Raw genomic sequence first — 17,935 nt, forward strand, 5'->3', positions numbered from 1 at the left:
ATTTTATTATATTTGTTACATATGTGCAAAACTTTATTCTATCCCGCTTAAATCAAAAATAGGAGTATACTCTTCTGTTGCGCTACCATGATCTTGTGTGAATCCGTTTTCAAGTCCTTTAGATAGGGCGTAATCTATGAGACTTTCATAATGCTTAGGGTTTAGTTTCCTGTTTATTTCATCAAAATACTTTGCTTTGTACATGGGAGTATATTGGCACATGATATTGAGAAATACTTGGGGGGGAAGATTATCCAATACCCAATCAACAACCTTCTTTGAATCAAATAAAAGCCCAGGCAACATCATGTGTCTTATCATCAAACCCTTTATAAGTATTCCGTCATCATTAAAAACAGGGTTTCCAACTTGCCGATACATTTCAAGTATGGCAGCCGTGGCATGCTCAAAATATGCGGGAGTTTTAGAATATCTTATGCTGTATTTATCATCATAGTACTTTAAATCCGGAAGATATATATCAATAATGCCTTCAAGGGATTTCAGAATTTCTGCATTTTCATATCCATTGGTATTATATAAGATAGGTAAGGTTAATCCTTTATTCCGTGCTGTTTTTACAGCTTCTCTAATATGAAATATATAGGGCGTGGGGCTCACAAGGTTGATATTATGAGCTCCTTTTTCCTCTAGATATAACATTATTTCGGCCAGTTTTTCAATAGATACTTCTTTTCCAAAGCCTTCATGGCTTATATCATAGTTCTGGCAAAATACACATCTCATATTGCAGTTGCTAAAAAATACAGTTCCTGATCCTCTTGAGCCTGATATACATGGTTCCTCCCAGAAATGAAGGCACGCTTTAGCCAGCTTTATTTGATTTTTAACTCTGCAATATCCGCATGTTATATTTCTGTTTATGCCGCATTTCCTTGGACATATGATGCAGTTATTTAACTCTTTTATCATGATCCACCGTACTCTTTTCATTTATACTGCAGTATTTTTCAACAATAAACTCCAAACAATCCTGAGTCATGGGGTAGAATATGAAGTTGTACTCATCCAAAGGAGTTTTCATACCTTCGCTTGCCCACTGGGTTATACATCCTATGGTTGCATTGGTAAAATAGTTGGCTATCATTTTCATACTATTGGAAGACATTTCTCTGGATCCCAATATTCCAGAGATTTTATTCATTATAATATCATAGGCTATCTTGAACATATGATCTCTCAGGTTATTCTGTACATTTGAAGTAAGAGCTGCAATATAAAAATTTTTATTTTCGTAGAGATGTTCTGCCAGATTATTGATTATCATATTATCCTGACTTGAACGGGTCAGGTTAGCAATTTCATAATCAAAAATCCAGCAAATCAATGCTTGTTTGTCATGAAAATGATAGTAAAATGTTTTTCTGTTAATACCGCACGTCTTTACAATATCCTGTACTGTTATCTTATCTAAGGGCATGTGTTCTACAAGCATTTTCAGAGTTTCTGCAATCAGAAGTTTTGTGAGCTCTGGCTTTGCCATTATAATCACTCCTAAAATACCACACATTCATATATGTGTGTAAAAACTACACACAAAATAATCTGTATGGGTTCATTATAATATTATAACATGCTAATCTAAAAGTAAAGAAAAGCGGGATAATCCACCCTATATCTGTAAAAGAGGTAGGTATGGAGCAATCCTGCTGTTGTTAGTTATGCATAAATATCTAAAATGGAATATATAAGTAATGTAGAAATGGATTAGTCAAGTAATATTAAAATTAGTGTTTGGGGTGAACATTGTGAGGAAAATCATACTAAGCGCAGATAGTACCTGTGATTTAAGTGAAAGTTTGAAGCAAAAATATGGTGTAAATACATATCCACTTCATGTAATTCTAGGAGAGAAAGAATATAAAGATGGAGTGGACATCTCAGCGTTAGATATTTATTCTGCATATGAAAAGCATAATATTTTGCCTAAGACCTCAGCAATCAATGTTAATGAGTACTTGGACTATTTCAAGGATTGGGTGGATCAAGGCTATAGCGTTATACATTTCAATATAGCTGCCAGCCTTTCTTCATCCTATCAAAATTGCTGTATTGCTGCAAAGGAGCTGGGAAATGTTTATCCAGTTGATTCCTGTAACCTTTCTACAGGAATAGGGCTGCTCATATTGGAAGCTGCTGAGATGATAGAAAGGGGAATGGAACCGGAGGATATCGTATCAGAAATAGAAAATAAAAGAACCAAGGTTCATGCCAGCTTTGTGCTGGATACTCTTGAATTTCTGTACGCAGGAGGTAGATGCTCTGCATTGGCAGCTTTAGGTGCAAACATTTTGAACATTAAACCATGTATTGAAGTGGACAATACAAGCGGTATGATGAAAGTTGGCAAGAAATATAGAGGTCCTCTCAATAAAGTTCTTAAAAAATACACTGTAGATAAACTCACTGAGCATGATAATCTGAAACTTGACAGAGTCTTTATTACCCACTCGGGTATTTCTGAGGAAATGATAAATATTGTAAGAAGAACAATAGAGGAAACGGCTGAATTTAAAGAAATACTAATAACCCAAGCAGGCTGTACCGTATCGTCTCATTGCGGACCTAACACCCTTGGAGTGCTGTTTATGACAGAATAGTTTGCATTAATGCCCTATTAAAGGGCTTTTTTCATGTCCATTTTTATGTCCTTTAATTGACACATATGCTATAATAATAAAATATAAAACAAGAATAGCAGGGGTGAGGTTCATTGAACCCGGATTATAACATTAAAGATTATGAAGATAAGCATTTGCCAGGTGTTTTCAGATTATTTAAAGATGTTTTTGGAAAGGATATGGACCAAAAACATTTCCAATGGAAAAATATAAATAATCCACAAGGGAAATCGATAATTAAGCTGGCTTTGAAAGAAGATGAAGTAATAGGACTTTCTTCAATTTGGATGTTTAGCATGGAATTCATGGGAAAGAAAATAATTGCGGGACAGTCTGTTGATGCCATGGTTCATAGAGAACATCGCAAAAAAGGTATATTTGAAAACCTGGCAATGGCTGCTTTAGATGATATGAAAAATGCAGGATTTCAGCTTCGTTTTAATTTTCCAAATGAAGCTGCTTACAAGGCATCCATAGGGAGAATAAATATAAAAAAAGTCTGTGATATTCCTCAGTACATAAAGATATTGAAGGGAAAAGAAGCTTCAAGCATGTTTACTACCAATAAGTTGATTAAGTCTTGCGGAGGTTTGGTTCTGGATCTTTATAAAAATATAAAAAATGTATGCATGAAAAAGACATCAGGTTACTCTATAGTTGAGATTAAAAGATTTGACTACAAATTTGATGAACTCTGGAATAATATTAAAAATGATTATCCTATAGCAGTGGAACGCAGTTCCAAATATCTTAACTGGAGATATGTGGACAGTCCTGAAGAATATAAGATCTATGGAGCGTATAAAAATAATGAGCTGGTAGGATACATGGTAACTGCTATAGAATCTAAGACGGGCAAAGGAGGGGAAAATCTACTTTTAGGTCATATAGCAGATTTTATATGTTATAAAGAACACAAAGCTGGAGCTTATGAGCTCATAAGGGAAGCAGAAAAAAAGTTAAAAGAGGCTGGAGTATGTGCCATATCCTGCTGGATGATAAAGGAATGGTTTTATTCACAAATATTGTCGAGGGCAGGTTTCTTGCAGTTAAGGTCTCCTTCGGTGCTGGCGGCGCTGCCTGTAGGTGAATTGGCCAAGGCAGCAGGTGATGCTTTATATGATCACAGAAATTGGTATGTGACTATAGGTGATTCGGATTATATTTAAAGGTAAAACCGGGGGTGAACAATGGTTCTATGAAAAATGTTATAAAGAAAGTGACTGCAAGACCAATAAAAGTTATAAACAATATTGTATTGGGAATATATTTACGTCTGGTAAAAGGAAAAGCAAAGGATATTAAAACAATAGATGTAAAGCAAAAGAGGATACTTATACTATCTCCCCACCAAGATGATGAGATACTTGGTTGTGGATGTTTGATAAAAAAAGCTTTGGAAGACAAGGGTGTGGTTAAATGCATTTTCATGACTGATGGTTCTCAAAGCCTGAGCCATGAGCTTACGCCACAAGCATTGGCTGAGTTGAGAAAAGTTGAGGCTATAGAACTTGCAAAAAATATGGGTATGGAGGAGCCTGTTTTTCTTGATTGTCCCGATGGTTCTCTGGAACCTAATGATGACGAGGTAGTTAAAAAAGTGGCTCATGTTATAGAGGATTATAAACCTGATATGGTATTTGTACCTTACTTCTTAGACGGACATAAGGATCATACAGCTGTAAGCGGCATATTGATAGCTTCAGTAAAGCTGCTGCAAAAGCATAAGGAATTTGAAACATATTGTTATGAAGTAAATTCACCAATCAGCGTTTATGGTGTAACCCACTATGTTGACTGTACAGGATATTTTAAAGCGAAAAGAGATGCCTTAGAATTCTATAGATCTCAAACCATGAGTTTTGAGTCCATATTTCAGATGAACAGACTAAACAGGATCATAGCTGGAACAGATGAAGGAGCGGAATTATTTAAGAAAGTAGAATTGCAATCTTATGAAAACGCCTATAATAGATATAACAAGGACAATAGAATTTCCTCATGTTTTAGGCAGATGTACAGCATATACTATATGATACCGGCATACTTTAAAGGCTTAAGTATAAAAAGAGAAGTAGCTTTATATCAATATCCAGGGGCTGCCCCGGTTAGGAGGAAAGATAAAAGTGGAAAAGGTACTGCACTTAATTAGTGGGGGTGACGTAGGCGGTGCCAAAACCCATGTGTTGACATTGGTTAAGGAACTGCAGAAGAACCTGGTCGTCAAAATAATATGTTTCATGGAAGGTCCCTTTGCCCAGGAAGCAAGAGAAATGGGCATAGATATTATGGTATTGCCTCAGAGCAAAAGATATGATTTAAAAGTTGTTGATACATTGACGGGTATTATTAAGGATGAAGGCTTTACAATAATTCATTCTCATGGAGCAAGAGCGAATTTTATTACAAGATTCATCAAGAAAAAACTATCCATACCATGTGTTACAACAATACATAGTGATTTTATGCTGGACTTTAAGGGGAATCTGTACAAGCATATAATATATACAAACTTGAACATTTTTGCTTTGAAGAAGTTCGATTATTTTATTGCTGTATCACAGAGCTTTAAAGATATGCTTGTCAGCAGAGGGTTCCCGGATGATAGAATTTTTGTTGTATATAACGGTATGGATTTTCAGGAGGACATTAACTATAAGAGCAGGGATGAGTTTTTGAATGAAAGAGGTTTAGCACACCTTAAGGATAAAAAGCTTATTGGCATATTGGCAAGGCTTCATCCCGTAAAAGGACATGAAGTATTTGTTAAGGCAGCGGCAGATGTAATGATTGATTATAAGGATATACACTTCCTTATTACAGGTAATGGGGGAGAACTGCCTTCTCTGGATAGCCAGATAAAGCAACTGGGTATAGATAAAAATGTTCATTTTGTAGGGTTTGTTGATAACCCATATGATTTTCTCAATGCCATTGATATCAATGTATTGACTTCCTATAGTGAAAGTTTTCCCTACGTTTTGCTGGAAGGGGCAAGACTGGAGAAGCCTACCATAGCTTCTGCGGTAGGTGGAATACCTATGCTTATAGACGACGGAGTCAACGGATATCTTTTTAAAGCAGGCGAAGATAAAGAATTAAGTAAAAAATTGAGGATGATGATCCAAGATGAAGATAAAAGCAGATCAATGGGAAAGGCATTATATATAAAGGCCAGTGAAAACTTTTCCCTGAAGAATCTTGCCATGGATCATATAAATATATACAATAAAATGCTTAATAACAAGAAAGTGAGGAGTACATATGAAGATAATAGATAAAAGAGGCAGACTTTTCGGATTGGTAAACATTATTGATTTGTTCATAACAGTAATTCTTATAGTCCTTATAGGATTCGGAGCCTATAAGATATTTAAAGTAAATCCAACGGTAGCTGTAAATACTGAGAAGATTACTATGGTATATATGTTTCAGGAAGTAAGAGACGTAACATATAATGCCATCGAAGAAGGAGAGATAGCCAAGGATTACGATAAGAATTCCGTATATGGAAAAATAGTTAAGAAAGAGGCCATACCTGCAACCAGACTGGTGAATACAGATGATGGAAGAGTTATAGAAGCCGAAGTACCCGGAAGGTATGATGTTAAAATATATATCGAAGGAGATGGAGTAATTAGCAATACAGGAGTATACATGGGAAATCAGGAAGTAAGAATCGGATCTCCATTAGGAGGTATAAAAGGTAAAAAATTTGCAGTTAGGGGTTTTGTCTACGACATAATCTTTAACGAGTAAGGGGATTAATCATGTATCAGGATAGCAAGATAATATCTTTTGTTATAGGTTTTGAAGACATGATGGCTAAAGCAGGCAGACATAGTTTTTTCTGCAAGCTGATTAAGAACTTTGTTGGATTTATAAGAAATTCTTGGAGAGACAGCTTTTTCGGACAGATTGTAGATAGCATGTTTAATATAGAAGCTCACAGAAATTCTACAGCCTATAAGGTGACAAGCAGATCCATCATGGCTTCACTGGGCTTTATAAGCCGCATACTCAGCCTGGAACAAGGAATTTCTGAGAGCAAATACTTTGCTTTAATCAACTATTCCAGACCCAGGGAAAATAAAATTGAAGAGGATGAAAATAGAGTGAGGGCTATTTTAAAGGATAGTTTTATTATTAGACATATCTATGAATTCTGGAATAACGTGGACTAGGGGGTGTATCTATGGAAACTGCTTTAAAACTGCTTGGTGGTATAGGTATCTCCGGATTAACCCTCAATAATCCTCTGTTGGGATTCTATGCTTTGATAATATCACTTCCATTTCTGCCTAATGAGGCTGCTTTGATTTTTGCTGCAGTGGTGGTGTTTTCCTATGTCATAAAGATTATGACCAATAAAGAAAGAGACTTTGCCAAGGATCCCATAGCAATGCCTTTGATAGCCTTTGCTTTGGTGCAGATTATAACTACAATTATATCTGTTGAACCTTTATTGAGTGCTCAAAACCTTTTGGTAAGCCTTGTCAGTATAGCATTGTACTTTGTAATAGTAAACACTCTTAAATCCAAAGAGGATTTTGACAGAGCTATCAAGTTTTTTATTATTACCGCATTCATACTATCAATCTATGGCATAATACAGTATTTTACCTTAGGTACCACAAGCAAAGCCTGGGTTGATATGAATCTGAATCCCGATGTAAAAACAAGGGTAGTAGGAACCTTCGGAAATCCTAATGTTTTTGCAGAATATTTGGAGCATATACTACCCGTCGCCATAACCTTGGTATTTGTCTATAGAAAATGGATGAATAAAATAACTATGTCGTTAATAGCAGGAACTATGTTTATATGCCTTTTGATGACTTTTTCCAGAGGTGCATGGCTGGGTTTTGCATGTGCTGCAATGTTGTTCGTAATTCTCAAAATGGCAAAATATATTCCGCTCTTTATCGCAGGCAGTATAGCTGCGATACCTCTTTTACCTCAAGTAGTAATCCAGAGGATAAGCACTATAGGAAATGTTCAGGATACATCCAATGCCTATAGAACTTATATTTGGGAAGGAACTATAAATATGATAAAAGATTTTTGGGTCACAGGTGTAGGCTACGGGTATTGGGCTTTCAAAAATACATTCTTGGAATACGGAATTAAGGGAAGCAAAGCATGGCACAGTCATAATATGTATCTTGAGATTATGGCAGAGATGGGCATATTCGGTATACTCACTTTTGCATGGGTGGTTCTTTCCATATTTGTGACAACAATTAAATTTTCAAAGAAGACTAAGGATAGATATTTCAGTTATGTTTCCATAGGGCTGTTGTGCGGATTTTTATCAATAATGGTACACGGAGTTGCAGAGCATATTTTGTATATGCCAAAATCTGTAATACTCTTTTGGATGTTTGCAGCATTTATCTCTGCTGCAAGGAATCTGGGTACCAATATCCAACAATTGCAATAGATTGGGGAGCTTTATATGAAGAAGATAGTGATTTCAGGATATTATGGATTTGGAAACAGCGGTGATGAGGCCATATTAAAATCAATAGTGAGGGACTTCAAAGAAGCAGACCCTAGTATTAAAATAACAGCCTTATCCAATAATCCTGCAAAAACAAGTTCTGAATATGGAATAGATGCAGTTAATCGATTAAACGTAATGAGCATTGCAAAGGTCATTAAGGATTGCGATTTATTGATAAGCGGTGGTGGAAGCCTGTTGCAGGATATGACCAGCACCAGATCCCTGCTGTATTATTTGAGTATAATAAAGATTGGTTTAATGTTCAATAAAAAAATAATGTTGTATGCTAATGGCATTGGTCCCATAAATTCCTCGGTAAATGCTAAAAGGGTGAAAAGGGTTATAGACAAAGTTGACCTCATAACCTTAAGGGAGGAAGAATCATTTAGCACATTAAAGAAAATGGGAGTTCAAAAACCCAGAATCATTGTTACGGCAGATCCGGTTCTGACTACTATGCCCATTGAAAAAGAAAAAGTAGATGTAATATTTGATAAAGAGGGCATACCTAAAGACAGCAAGCTCGTTGGTGTAAATATTCGTAAGTGGAAGCTGTCAAGGGATTTGGAATCACAATTGGCAAATTCCTTAGAGTTTATATACAATACATATAACCTTATGCCTGTATTTATACCTATGTATCAATCTGATACGGAAGTCATGATGAAGACTTCGGAAATGATGACCATTCCACATAGAATATTGTCAAAGACCTATGAGCCGGAAGAACTTATAGGCATTATGGGGCGAATGGAGTTTGTAATTGCCATGAGGCTTCATACTCTCATATATTCCTCCATAACTGCCACTCCTATGTTAGGCCTCATATATGATCCTAAAATAAAGGGATATTTGGATTATATCGGTCAAGAGGCAGCAGGAAGTGTTGAAAACATAAAGAGTGAAGTGATTATCACGGGAGCACGCCATATTATGGAGAATTATGAAGATAATAAAAGAAAGCTTGAAAATACTATGATGGCTATGAAGAATAAGGCCAAGGAAAATGTAGCTTTGGCATGCCAGCTAATGAAGAGCTGAGAGGTGTAAACATGCGAGATACTGTTGAGATAGTTGGAGTTAACATAGATAATATAACGTTTCAAGAAGCTGAAAACATATGTAAGGAGTATTTGCAACAGGATAAATTAAAAATGATATTTACTCCAAACAGCGAATTACTTGTAGATGCAGTAAAAGATCCAAGCTTCTCCCATGTATTGAACAGTGGTGACCTGATAATACCTGATGGTATTGGAGTAGTCATAGCTTCCAGATTTTATGGTACACCATTGAAGGAGAAGGTAGCAGGATGCGAGCTTATGAACAGCTTGCTTGAAATAGCTTATACCCAGGAAAGGAGCGTATACTTTCTGGGAGGTAAAGAAGGAGTAGCTGAGGAAGCAGCACAGAAGCTAAGTGAAAAGTATCCTGGAATAAATATCGCAGGATATCATCATGGATATTTCGATGAAGATGAAGAAAAAGAGATAATCCAAGAAATAATAAGTAAAAAGCCGGATATCATATTTGTAGCCATGGGTGCACCTAGACAGGAAAAATGGATATATAAACATAGAGATGTGCTAGGTGCCAAAATAGCTATAGGAGTTGGCGGCAGTCTTGATATTCTAGCTGGCAGAGCAAAAAGAGCTCCTGAGTTTTATCAGAAAGCAGGATTGGAATGGCTATACAGATTGCTGAAGGAGCCAAAGAGATTTTTCAGAATGCTTAAGCTGCCGAAATTCATATTACTGGCTTTCTATGATGCAAAAACAAGATAAGTCTATTATGCCATATCTTGTGAAAGATATAGCTAAATTGACTAAATACAATAGTAATCCAATGATTGAAGGAGGCAAATATGGATAATAAAGTATTGGAGCAATTAAAAGAAAAAGCCAATGCCATAAGAAAAGACATAATTGAAATGCTTGCAGAGGCCAAATCAGGACATCCTGGAGGGTCCCTTTCTGCTGTTGAAATTCTCACCTATCTTTATTTCAAAGAGATGAAAGTGGATTCCAGCAATCCGCAATGGCAGGACAGAGACAGATTCATACTTTCAAAAGGACATGGTGCTCCTGTGTTGTATAGTACTTTGGCGCAAAAGGGATATTTCCCAAAAGAAGAGTTGTTGAAACTGAGAAAAACTGGAGCTATGTTGCAAGGGCATCCTGATATGAAGGGTACTCCTGGGGTTGATATGTCCACAGGTTCATTGGGACAGGGGCTTTCAGCAGCAAATGGCATGGCATTGGCAGGAAAGCTGGACGATAAAAACTACAGGGTTTATGCATTGCTTGGCGACGGTGAACTGCAGGAAGGTCAGGTTTGGGAGGCAGCCATGACATCTGCTCATTATAAACTGGATAACCTGACTATATTCATTGATAATAACGGACTACAGATAGACGGGACCAATGAAGAAGTAAAAAATGTTAATCCCATAGAGGATAAATGGAAGGTTTTCGGATGGCATGTTATAACCATAGACGGGCATGATTTGCTGCAAATAGAAAAGGCTGTGGAAGAAGCAAAAAATACTAAGGGAAAACCTACTGCCATAATAGCAAAGACTGTGAAGGGCAAAGGCGTGTCCTTTATGGAAAATCAAGTAGGCTGGCACGGTGTGGCACCTAATGAAGAGGAGAAAGAGAAAGCCCTAAAGGAATTGGAGGTTTTGATATAATGGCTAATATTGCGACAAGAGAAGCCTATGGAGCAGCTTTGGCAGAACTAGGGGAAAAATATAAAGATGTGGTGGTTTTGGATGCAGACCTTTCAAAATCCACAAAAACCAATGATTTTAAGAAAAAATATCCAGAGAGATTTTTTAATATGGGAATATCGGAACAGGATATGATGGGTACAGCAGCAGGTTTAGCCACTTGTGGGAAGATTCCCTTTGCCAGTACCTTTGCCATGTTTGCTACAGGAAGAGCCTTTGAACAGATACGAAATTCCATTGCCTATCCAAAGCTAAATGTGAAGATCGCTGCCACACACGCTGGAATAACATTGGGAGAAGACGGTGCTTCTCATCAAGCCATAGAAGATATAGCTTTAATGAGAGCTGTACCCAATATGACCATAATTAACCCTGCCGATGCGTTATCAACAAGGAAAACTATAGAAGCGGCCATTCTTCATAAAGGGCCCATGTATATCAGACTTGGAAGACTGGGAGTGCCTGAAGTATATAAAAATGATATGGATTTTCAGATAGGGAAAGGAATACTTCTTCAGGAAGGTAAGGATGTGACTATAATAGCCACAGGTTTTATGGTTCACATTGCAATTGAAGCTTCGGAAATGCTAAAGAGGGAAGGCATATCAGCAGAGGTAATAGATGTGCACACCATAAAACCAATTGATAGGGAACTTATAATCAGTTCTGCGAAAAGAACAGGGGCAATTGTTACCGCTGAAGAACATAATATAATAGGAGGTCTGGGTGGCGCTGTAGCCGAGGTTCTATGTGAAGAATATCCTGTTCCAATGGTTAGAGTTGGAATAAAGGATGTATTCGGTCAATCTGGAAAACCTATGGAGTTGGTAGAACTATACGGCATCAGTACTAAGGATGTTACAGAAGCAGCAAAAAAGGCCATAGCAAAGAAATAGGCTGCTATGGCCAACAATAAAGGAAATTATCTGGTTTCTTGAAAATAGGAAACCTATTTTTCTAATAGGGGGGTTTTCATGAGTAAATACAATGAATTGTCTGCCAATGAACTAGCTAACAAATGCAGCCGTGAAGAATTAGGCTTCCAGACAACAGCTGAGTTGGAGCCTTTGGATGGAATAATTGGTCAGGAAAGAGCCGTATCATCCATGGAATTTGGACTTACCATAAAAAGGAACGGTTACAACATATTTGTGGCAGGGTTGACCGGAACAGGCAGGAGCAGCTATACAAAATCCATATGCAAGAAGATAGCTGCTACGGAGAAGACTCCTGATGACTGGTGTTATGTATATAATTTTAAAAATCCCGACAGACCAAAAGCCATTAACCTGCCCACCGGACATGGGCACATTTTTGTCAAGGATATGAGAAAACTGGTCAAGATGCTTAAGCTCAACATACCAAAGGCCTTTGAAAGTGAAGAATACGAAAAGCAAAAGAGAGAAATTCTTGAAGATTATCAGAACAAAAGTTCAGACATTATGGATGCCTTTAACAGGTATGTAAATGAGCAAGGCTTTATACTGAAAAGAAGCGAGCAGGGTCTTTTGACAATTCCTATGGTTGATGGTAAACCATTGGAAGAAGGAGACTTCATGAAGCTTGAAACCTCCAAGAGAAAAGAACTGGAAGAAAAATCATATATAATTCAAAAAAAGCTAATGGAATACATGAAACAGATGAAAGATATTGAAAAAAACGCAAGAAACAAGATAGAAGAACTGGAAGCCAGAATTGCGTTGATTACGGTGGAGCAGCCCATACGTGAGCTAATGGAAAAGTATGCTGATAATAAAAACGTATTGAATTATCTTTCAGCTGTTCAGAAAGACATAATACAGAACATTGAAGATTTCAGGAAGCTGGATAAGGAAAAAGCAGAAGATATTGAACTGCTTGAAAAAATAAATGTTAAAGATTATACGATAAAGTATAAGGTTAATCTGATAATAGACAACAGGGATACTAAGGGAGCTCCTGTAATTGTAGAGTCAAATCCAAGATATTACAATTTATTGGGCAGAATCGACTATGAAAGCAATATGGGAGTGGTTACCACTGATTTTACCAAAATAAAGCCTGGTTCCATTCATGCTGCCAATGGAGGATATTTAATAATTAATATGTCTGATATTGCCAAGAGTCCGGAAAGTTGGGATGGATTAAAGAGAGCCCTTAAAAACAACAGTATAGCCATAGAAAACATACATTCCAATGCCGGACTTGTTTCAGGTGGGTTAAAGCCGGAACCCATACCCCTCAACGTCAAGGTTATACTTTTAGGAAATAACAATCTCTATCAGATGTTGTACAGTTATGATGAAGACTTTAGAAAACTATTCAAAATAAAGGCAGACTTTGATATGGAGATGCCATCGGATGCTGCAAACATAAATAAATATGCCAGATTCATAAGCTCTCATTGCAGAGAAAAGGATTTGCTTCATTTTGATTGTGAAGCAGTGGCCGCGGTAATAGACTATAGTAGGAGATTGGCAGAGCATAAACACAAGTTGTCAACCCGTTTTAATGATATTGTGGAAATACTGTATGAAGCAGATGCATGGGCCAGAATAGATTCATCGGACATTGTAAGAGGTATCCATGTAAAGAAGGCCATAGAACAAAAAAGATATAGATCCAACAAGATAGAAGAAAAGCTTCAGGAATTGATAGACGCAGGGGTAATACTCATATCGACGGATGAAAGGGTAGTTGGTCAGGTTAACGGGTTATCTGTCATGGATATGGGCGATTATGCCTTTGGTAAGCCTAGCAGAGTTACTGCTACCACCTTTGCAGGAGATAAAGGTATTACCAATATAGAAAGAGAAGTGGAAATGAGCGGAAGCATACATGACAAGGGTGTATTGATTCTCTCAGGATATCTTGGAGAAAAATTCGCTCAGGAGTTTCCTCTTACTTTATCGGCTCATATATGTTTTGAACAGCTTTATGATGGAGTTGAGGGTGACAGTGCTTCATCTACAGAACTCTATGCATTGCTTTCAAGTCTTTCGGGAGTACCTATTAAGCAGTATATTGCAGTAACCGGTTCAGTAAACCAGAAGGGAATTATCCAGCCTATAGGTGGAGTAAACGAAAAGATTGAAGGCTTCTTTGAGACATGCAAACATAGAGGACTTACAGGAAAAGAGGGAGTCATGATACCTCATCAGAATGTTGTCAATCTTATGCTCAATGATGAAATCATAGAAGCGGTGGAAAAAGGTTTGTTCCATATATATCCTGTAACCACCATAGAAGAAGGAATTGAGATTCTTACAGATATGCCTGCCGGTTCAATGGATGGAGAGGGAAGATATCCGGAGGGAACTCTCTACAATCTGGTTCAAAAGAAGATTGAAAAATATGCCAGGCTTGTGGAGGAGTTTGACGGGGAATAGATCGGGGCGGCGCTGGCGGTCGCCCGTTGTCCCTACTACCTGCATTCTATGACTTCGTTTTCTGTAATTATGTAATCCATAGGTACATCAAACTTAGAAGGTGTTATGCTATCTACAACTTGAAAAGAATAACATAAGGCAATTTTCAATATATTTTTTGAGAGTGTGTTGAAAAATCTATCATAGTATCCGGCTCCATAACCTATCCTGTTACCGTTTCTATCAAAAACTGCTCCCGGTACTATGGCAATATCTAGAATACTCCTGTTGACTATTCTTATATGATTCTTAACGGGCTCCAGAATACCAGCCTTGCTAGGTTTAAGTTTATCCCAGCCCTGAAACTTACATAGCACAATTTCCTTAATTTGAGTATTGCAAAGAGGAACATACAAATGTTTATTTTTGGCAATGCAGTCATCTATAATGGGTCTGGTCATAACTTCATTATTAAAGCTTAAGAAAGTAAATACATGATTAGCTTCATCATACATGGAAGTATTGATTAGCCTGTCTTTAATCTGCAGGCTTTTTTCTGCAATTTCTTCAATAGTAAGTGAATCTCTCATAGCTAAGATTTTCTTCCTTAGTTCACTTTTCATTCAATCACCTCACTAATAACTAATATGTTATGGTTCCTTTATAACTATGACCTAATAATAGCAATCTTATATATATTCTATAGCAAAATAACTATTATTACTATCAGACTTTTATATCATTATGTGCCCATAAATATCAGACTTTTTTATCAATTAATCGTATAAATAGATGACATAAATAGCGATGGAGGTTTTATATATGAAAAAAAATCAAAACATTTTTATCGGTATTTCGTTTATAATAGTCGGAACTTTATTTCTGTTGTCCAATTTAGGTTACATTAACTTTTCATGGAGTTATATATGGCCTCTTGCTCTTTTAGCTCCTGGTGTATATCTCCATTTTTCCTTTTTTACAGGTTTGGATAAGAATCCGGGAATTTTGGTACCGGCAGGAATATTAACCACATATGGTTTGCTTTTTTATGCAAATGTTTTCTTTGGATGGGGATTGATGGCGGATCTTTGGCCTGTGTTTTTGATAGGCATATCCATTGGTTTACTGGAGCTATACATTTTTGGCAGCAGAGATAATGCATTGCTGGTTCCTATTGCTATTTTAGGCGGCCTTGGAATCATATTTCTGACTGATACGGTATATATACTCAATAGGAAGTACTTAGCTCCTGCTTTTCTCATAGTATTGGGAATACTGATTTTGACAAAGAATGATAATAGGAAGAATGCTTCCCATAATCAACATAATCCCCATAATCAATACCAAAGCCAGCCTACAGATAATAATGAAATTATTGTAAAAGAAGATGAGTCAGAGTAGAATGATTAAGAAAAAAGTCCTAATTTATAGTAGGACTTATTTTTTTATGCCTTTTTATACAAAATCATAAAGGAATTTATGGTTTTATGTAGAAGATATAGAAATATGCGCGAAAGGTTGTGGTCGAATGATAGAACTGGTCAATGTAAGCAAAACTTTTAGTGATGGTCATAAAGCTTTAAAAAATATAAATATTAAGATAGATAATGGTGAGTTTGTATTTCTGGTAGGGCCCAGTGGTGCAGGCAAATCCACTTTAATAAAGCTATTACTTAAGGAGATAGATCCAGATCAAGGCAACATAATTATAAACGGCAAGGATGTGACAAAGCTCAAAAGGAGAGAGATACCTTATCTGAGAAGAAACATAGGTGTTGTGTTCCAAGATTTCCGATTGCTTCAGGAGAAGACTGTATATGAGAATGTGGCCTTTGCCATGGAAGTAGTTGAAGCGTCACCTAAGGAGATAAGAAGACAAGTTCCTATAATTTTAAGTCTTGTAGGGCTTAGCAAGAAATCCAACCTATACCCTAGTCAGCTTTCCGGAGGAGAGCAGCAAAGGGTATCTCTTGCCAGAGCTATAGTAAACGGTCCATCCATACTAATTGCGGACGAGCCTACGGGAAATCTGGATCCAGATACAGCCTGGGAGGTCATGAAGAGCCTTAACGAGATTAATCATAGAGGTACTACAGTACTAATGGCTACTCATGCCAAGGATATTGTAGATGCTATGAGAAAAAGGGTTATAGCTATAGAAAATGGAACCATAGCCCGTGATGACAAGAAAGGCGGGTATGGAATATGAAGATAAGAACATGTAAATATTTCGCAAAGCAATCTGTAAAGAGCATATGGAGGAACAAGGTTATGAGCTTGGCTTCCATAGGCTCTGTCATGGCGGCATTGCTGGTTATAGGTATTTTTCTGATTCTGGTATTGAATGTAGATTATCTGGCGGCGAAGCTGGAGTCTCAGGTAGAGATAAAGGTACATCTTGTAGATGGGCTGAGTGACACAATAATAGGTGAAATAAGGAAGGAAATTAAAGGTCTTTCAGGGGTGAAGGATTGTGTGTTTGTATCGAAGGATAAAGCCTTGAAGGATTTCAGTGAATCTCTAGGAGAAAATTCCTACCTTCTTGAAGGACTTGAAGGGGACAACCCATTATCAGATTCCTTTGTGGTTACTCTTGAGGATCCTAGGCTTGCTCCACAGGTAACTTTGGCTATAAAAGCCATGTCCAACATTGAGAATGTGGTTTATGGCAAGGAAGAGTTGGAAAAGCTGCTGGACGTTACATATTTCCTAAGAGTAGGGAGCCTTGTCATAGTGGCAATATTGTTGTTGATATCAGTGTTCATAATATCAAATACTATAAAACTTACAGTATATGCCAGACGCAGAGAGATAGGGATAATGAAGTATATTGGTGCTACCGATTGGTTTGTTAGAGGACCTTTCTTCTTGGAAGGAGTTTTGTTAGGCTTGATAGGAAGCATTATTTCCATTGGCTTGCTAGCCACAGGATATTATTATATAGCTCGATATGTTGAACAGCAAATGTTCGGCCTTTTGGTGATATCCCTTATGCCTTTCCAAGAGGTTCTTAAGAGCCTGACGGTTTCTCTCTTGGCATTCGGAGTAGTAATAGGTTCTCTCGGAAGCATGATATCCATAAGAAAATTCCTTAAGGTTTAATTTGGAGGGTTATAAGATGAAGCATATAAGGTGTATAGCTTTATTGATGGCGATAATATTCTCCCTTTCAGCTTCGCCTGTTTATGGGCAAAGGTATTACGACGATGTAAAAGAGCTTCAAAAAAAGCTGGAGGAAACCAGAAAAAAGATTGAATTGACAAAGACTCAAAAGACTGCCAAGCAAAAAGAAAGCAAGAACATATCCAATCAAATTGTGGAATTGGATAGGAAATTGGAAGAGGCAGAGAAAAATCTTGAGATAGTGGAAGGTCAACTATCTGACCTGGAAGGGAAAATAGCCATAACCCAGAGAGAATTGGACAGGGCTACGGAAGAAGCACAAGCTCAGAAAGAGCTATTGAACAAAAGGGTAAGAATAATGTATCAAAACGGCAGCACAAGCTATTTGGCTGTAATACTAAATGCCACAAGCTTCAGTGATTTCATATCAAGATTGGATTTGATGAGAAAAATAATAAATTATGATGTAAACCTCTTAAAAGAGAGAAAGACAATAAGAGACAACATTGATGAGAAAAAGCAACAGCTTGAATATGAACAACAACAGAAAGAAGCATTAAAGAATGAACTGAACAGCAAGAGGGAA

The 17,935-nt window shown here is 37.1% G+C and carries 19 protein-coding genes; 16 read left to right on the forward strand and 3 right to left on the reverse strand.

Annotation, left to right across the window (positions count from 1 at the left end; all coding sequences use genetic code 11):
* Positions 1 to 33 precede the first annotated feature (33 nt).
* Positions 34 to 930: a radical SAM protein gene (locus BUB48_RS09880; RefSeq protein WP_139249962.1), complete on the reverse strand. Its 897-nt coding sequence runs from the start codon at positions 928 to 930 to the stop codon at positions 34 to 36.
* On the reverse strand, positions 914 to 1,504 hold the full coding sequence (locus BUB48_RS09885) for a TetR/AcrR family transcriptional regulator C-terminal domain-containing protein (RefSeq protein WP_175548404.1): 591 nt from the start codon (positions 1,502 to 1,504) through the stop codon (positions 914 to 916). The genes BUB48_RS09880 and BUB48_RS09885 overlap by 17 nt, the downstream gene beginning before the upstream one ends.
* A gap of 265 nt (positions 1,505 to 1,769) precedes the next feature.
* Here BUB48_RS09885 and BUB48_RS09890 point away from each other — a divergent pair, with 265 nt between their 5' ends.
* From BUB48_RS09890 to BUB48_RS09945, 12 genes are all read left to right on the forward strand, one after another.
* Positions 1,770 to 2,621 carry a DegV family protein gene (locus BUB48_RS09890; protein WP_073026075.1) on the forward strand — a complete coding sequence of 284 codons (852 nt, stop codon included), beginning with the start codon at positions 1,770 to 1,772 and terminating at the stop codon, positions 2,619 to 2,621.
* A gap of 113 nt (positions 2,622 to 2,734) precedes the next feature.
* Entirely contained in the window at positions 2,735 to 3,811 is a 1,077-nt protein-coding gene (locus tag BUB48_RS09895) for a GNAT family N-acetyltransferase (RefSeq protein WP_073026076.1), read from the forward strand.
* A gap of 29 nt (positions 3,812 to 3,840) precedes the next feature.
* Complete coding sequence (locus BUB48_RS09900; RefSeq protein WP_073026077.1) at positions 3,841 to 4,794, forward strand: PIG-L deacetylase family protein; 954 nt, start codon at positions 3,841 to 3,843, stop codon at positions 4,792 to 4,794.
* Complete coding sequence (locus BUB48_RS09905) at positions 4,769 to 5,923, forward strand: glycosyltransferase (protein WP_073026078.1); 1,155 nt, start codon at positions 4,769 to 4,771, stop codon at positions 5,921 to 5,923. The genes BUB48_RS09900 and BUB48_RS09905 overlap by 26 nt, the downstream gene beginning before the upstream one ends.
* Positions 5,907 to 6,401, forward strand: coding sequence for a DUF4330 domain-containing protein (locus tag BUB48_RS09910; protein WP_073026079.1), 495 nt, complete (start codon positions 5,907 to 5,909; stop codon positions 6,399 to 6,401). The genes BUB48_RS09905 and BUB48_RS09910 overlap by 17 nt, the downstream gene beginning before the upstream one ends.
* An 11-nt stretch (positions 6,402 to 6,412) precedes the next feature.
* Positions 6,413 to 6,826, forward strand: coding sequence for a hypothetical protein (locus BUB48_RS09915; RefSeq protein ID WP_073026080.1), 414 nt, complete (start codon positions 6,413 to 6,415; stop codon positions 6,824 to 6,826).
* Between the two features lie 11 nt (positions 6,827 to 6,837).
* The gene (locus BUB48_RS09920; RefSeq protein WP_073026081.1) at positions 6,838 to 8,085 is read left to right on the forward strand and encodes an O-antigen ligase family protein; all 1,248 of its coding nucleotides are present in this window, start codon (positions 6,838 to 6,840) and stop codon (positions 8,083 to 8,085) included.
* Between the two features lie 15 nt (positions 8,086 to 8,100).
* Positions 8,101 to 9,189 (forward strand): polysaccharide pyruvyl transferase CsaB, encoded by a 1,089-nt coding sequence (gene csaB / locus BUB48_RS09925; RefSeq protein WP_073026082.1) that lies wholly within the window; start codon positions 8,101 to 8,103, stop codon positions 9,187 to 9,189.
* 11 nt (positions 9,190 to 9,200) lie between these two features.
* Positions 9,201 to 9,932: a WecB/TagA/CpsF family glycosyltransferase gene (locus tag BUB48_RS09930; RefSeq protein ID WP_073026083.1), complete on the forward strand. Its 732-nt coding sequence runs from the start codon at positions 9,201 to 9,203 to the stop codon at positions 9,930 to 9,932.
* Positions 9,933 to 10,012: 80 nt separating this feature from the next.
* A complete protein-coding gene (locus BUB48_RS09935; RefSeq protein WP_073026084.1) occupies positions 10,013 to 10,840 on the forward strand; it encodes a transketolase in 828 nt (275 codons plus the stop codon).
* On the forward strand, positions 10,840 to 11,775 hold the full coding sequence (locus BUB48_RS09940; RefSeq protein ID WP_073026085.1) for a transketolase family protein: 936 nt from the start codon (positions 10,840 to 10,842) through the stop codon (positions 11,773 to 11,775). The genes BUB48_RS09935 and BUB48_RS09940 overlap by 1 nt, the downstream gene beginning before the upstream one ends.
* Before the next feature lie 78 nt (positions 11,776 to 11,853).
* On the forward strand, positions 11,854 to 14,247 hold the full coding sequence (locus BUB48_RS09945; RefSeq protein ID WP_073026086.1) for a Lon protease family protein: 2,394 nt from the start codon (positions 11,854 to 11,856) through the stop codon (positions 14,245 to 14,247).
* 35 nt (positions 14,248 to 14,282) lie between these two features.
* Here BUB48_RS09945 and BUB48_RS09950 read toward each other — a convergent pair whose 3' ends face one another.
* Positions 14,283 to 14,849 (reverse strand): 5-formyltetrahydrofolate cyclo-ligase, encoded by a 567-nt coding sequence (locus BUB48_RS09950; RefSeq protein ID WP_073026087.1) that lies wholly within the window; start codon positions 14,847 to 14,849, stop codon positions 14,283 to 14,285.
* Between the two features lie 199 nt (positions 14,850 to 15,048).
* Here BUB48_RS09950 and BUB48_RS09955 point away from each other — a divergent pair, with 199 nt between their 5' ends.
* The 4 genes from BUB48_RS09955 to BUB48_RS09970 form a co-directional block, all read left to right on the forward strand.
* Complete coding sequence (locus BUB48_RS09955) at positions 15,049 to 15,627, forward strand: LiaI-LiaF-like domain-containing protein (protein WP_073026088.1); 579 nt, start codon at positions 15,049 to 15,051, stop codon at positions 15,625 to 15,627.
* 127 nt (positions 15,628 to 15,754) lie between these two features.
* Entirely contained in the window at positions 15,755 to 16,435 is a 681-nt protein-coding gene (ftsE, locus tag BUB48_RS09960) for a cell division ATP-binding protein FtsE (protein WP_073026089.1), read from the forward strand.
* Complete coding sequence (gene ftsX / locus BUB48_RS09965) at positions 16,432 to 17,328, forward strand: permease-like cell division protein FtsX (protein WP_073026090.1); 897 nt, start codon at positions 16,432 to 16,434, stop codon at positions 17,326 to 17,328. Before ftsE ends, ftsX begins: the two co-directional genes overlap by 4 nt.
* A gap of 16 nt (positions 17,329 to 17,344) precedes the next feature.
* Positions 17,345 to 17,935 (forward strand): coiled-coil domain-containing protein (locus BUB48_RS09970; protein WP_207648333.1); only part of this gene is annotated, 591 nt, incomplete at its 3' end.

Source organism: Lutispora thermophila DSM 19022 (assembly GCF_900142105.1).
In the GTDB taxonomy this organism is placed as follows: Bacteria; Bacillota; Clostridia; order Lutisporales; family Lutisporaceae; genus Lutispora; species Lutispora thermophila.

Bases quoted from the DNA above. Each gene is read 5' to 3' on its own strand.
- BUB48_RS09915 (WP_073026080.1), top strand. From the start codon at position 6,413: ATGTATCAGGATAGCAAGATAATATCTTTTGTTATAGGTTTTGAAGAC.
- ftsX (WP_073026090.1), top strand. From the start codon at position 16,432: ATGAAGATAAGAACATGTAAATATTTCGCAAAGCAATCTGTAAAGAGC.
- BUB48_RS09940 (WP_073026085.1), top strand. From the start codon at position 10,840: ATGGCTAATATTGCGACAAGAGAAGCCTATGGAGCAGCTTTGGCAGAA.
- BUB48_RS09930 (WP_073026083.1), top strand. From the start codon at position 9,201: ATGCGAGATACTGTTGAGATAGTTGGAGTTAACATAGATAATATAACG.
- BUB48_RS09950 (WP_073026087.1), bottom strand. From the start codon at position 14,849: ATGAAAAGTGAACTAAGGAAGAAAATCTTAGCTATGAGAGATTCACTT.
- ftsE (WP_073026089.1), top strand. From the start codon at position 15,755: ATGATAGAACTGGTCAATGTAAGCAAAACTTTTAGTGATGGTCATAAA.
- BUB48_RS09910 (WP_073026079.1), top strand. From the start codon at position 5,907: ATGAAGATAATAGATAAAAGAGGCAGACTTTTCGGATTGGTAAACATT.
- BUB48_RS09920 (WP_073026081.1), top strand. From the start codon at position 6,838: ATGGAAACTGCTTTAAAACTGCTTGGTGGTATAGGTATCTCCGGATTA.
- BUB48_RS09945 (WP_073026086.1), top strand. From the start codon at position 11,854: ATGAGTAAATACAATGAATTGTCTGCCAATGAACTAGCTAACAAATGC.
- BUB48_RS09935 (WP_073026084.1), top strand. From the start codon at position 10,013: ATGGATAATAAAGTATTGGAGCAATTAAAAGAAAAAGCCAATGCCATA.
- csaB (WP_073026082.1), top strand. From the start codon at position 8,101: ATGAAGAAGATAGTGATTTCAGGATATTATGGATTTGGAAACAGCGGT.
- BUB48_RS09955 (WP_073026088.1), top strand. From the start codon at position 15,049: ATGAAAAAAAATCAAAACATTTTTATCGGTATTTCGTTTATAATAGTC.
- BUB48_RS09885 (WP_175548404.1), bottom strand. From the start codon at position 1,504: ATGGCAAAGCCAGAGCTCACAAAACTTCTGATTGCAGAAACTCTGAAA.
- BUB48_RS09900 (WP_073026077.1), top strand. From the start codon at position 3,841: ATGAAAAATGTTATAAAGAAAGTGACTGCAAGACCAATAAAAGTTATA.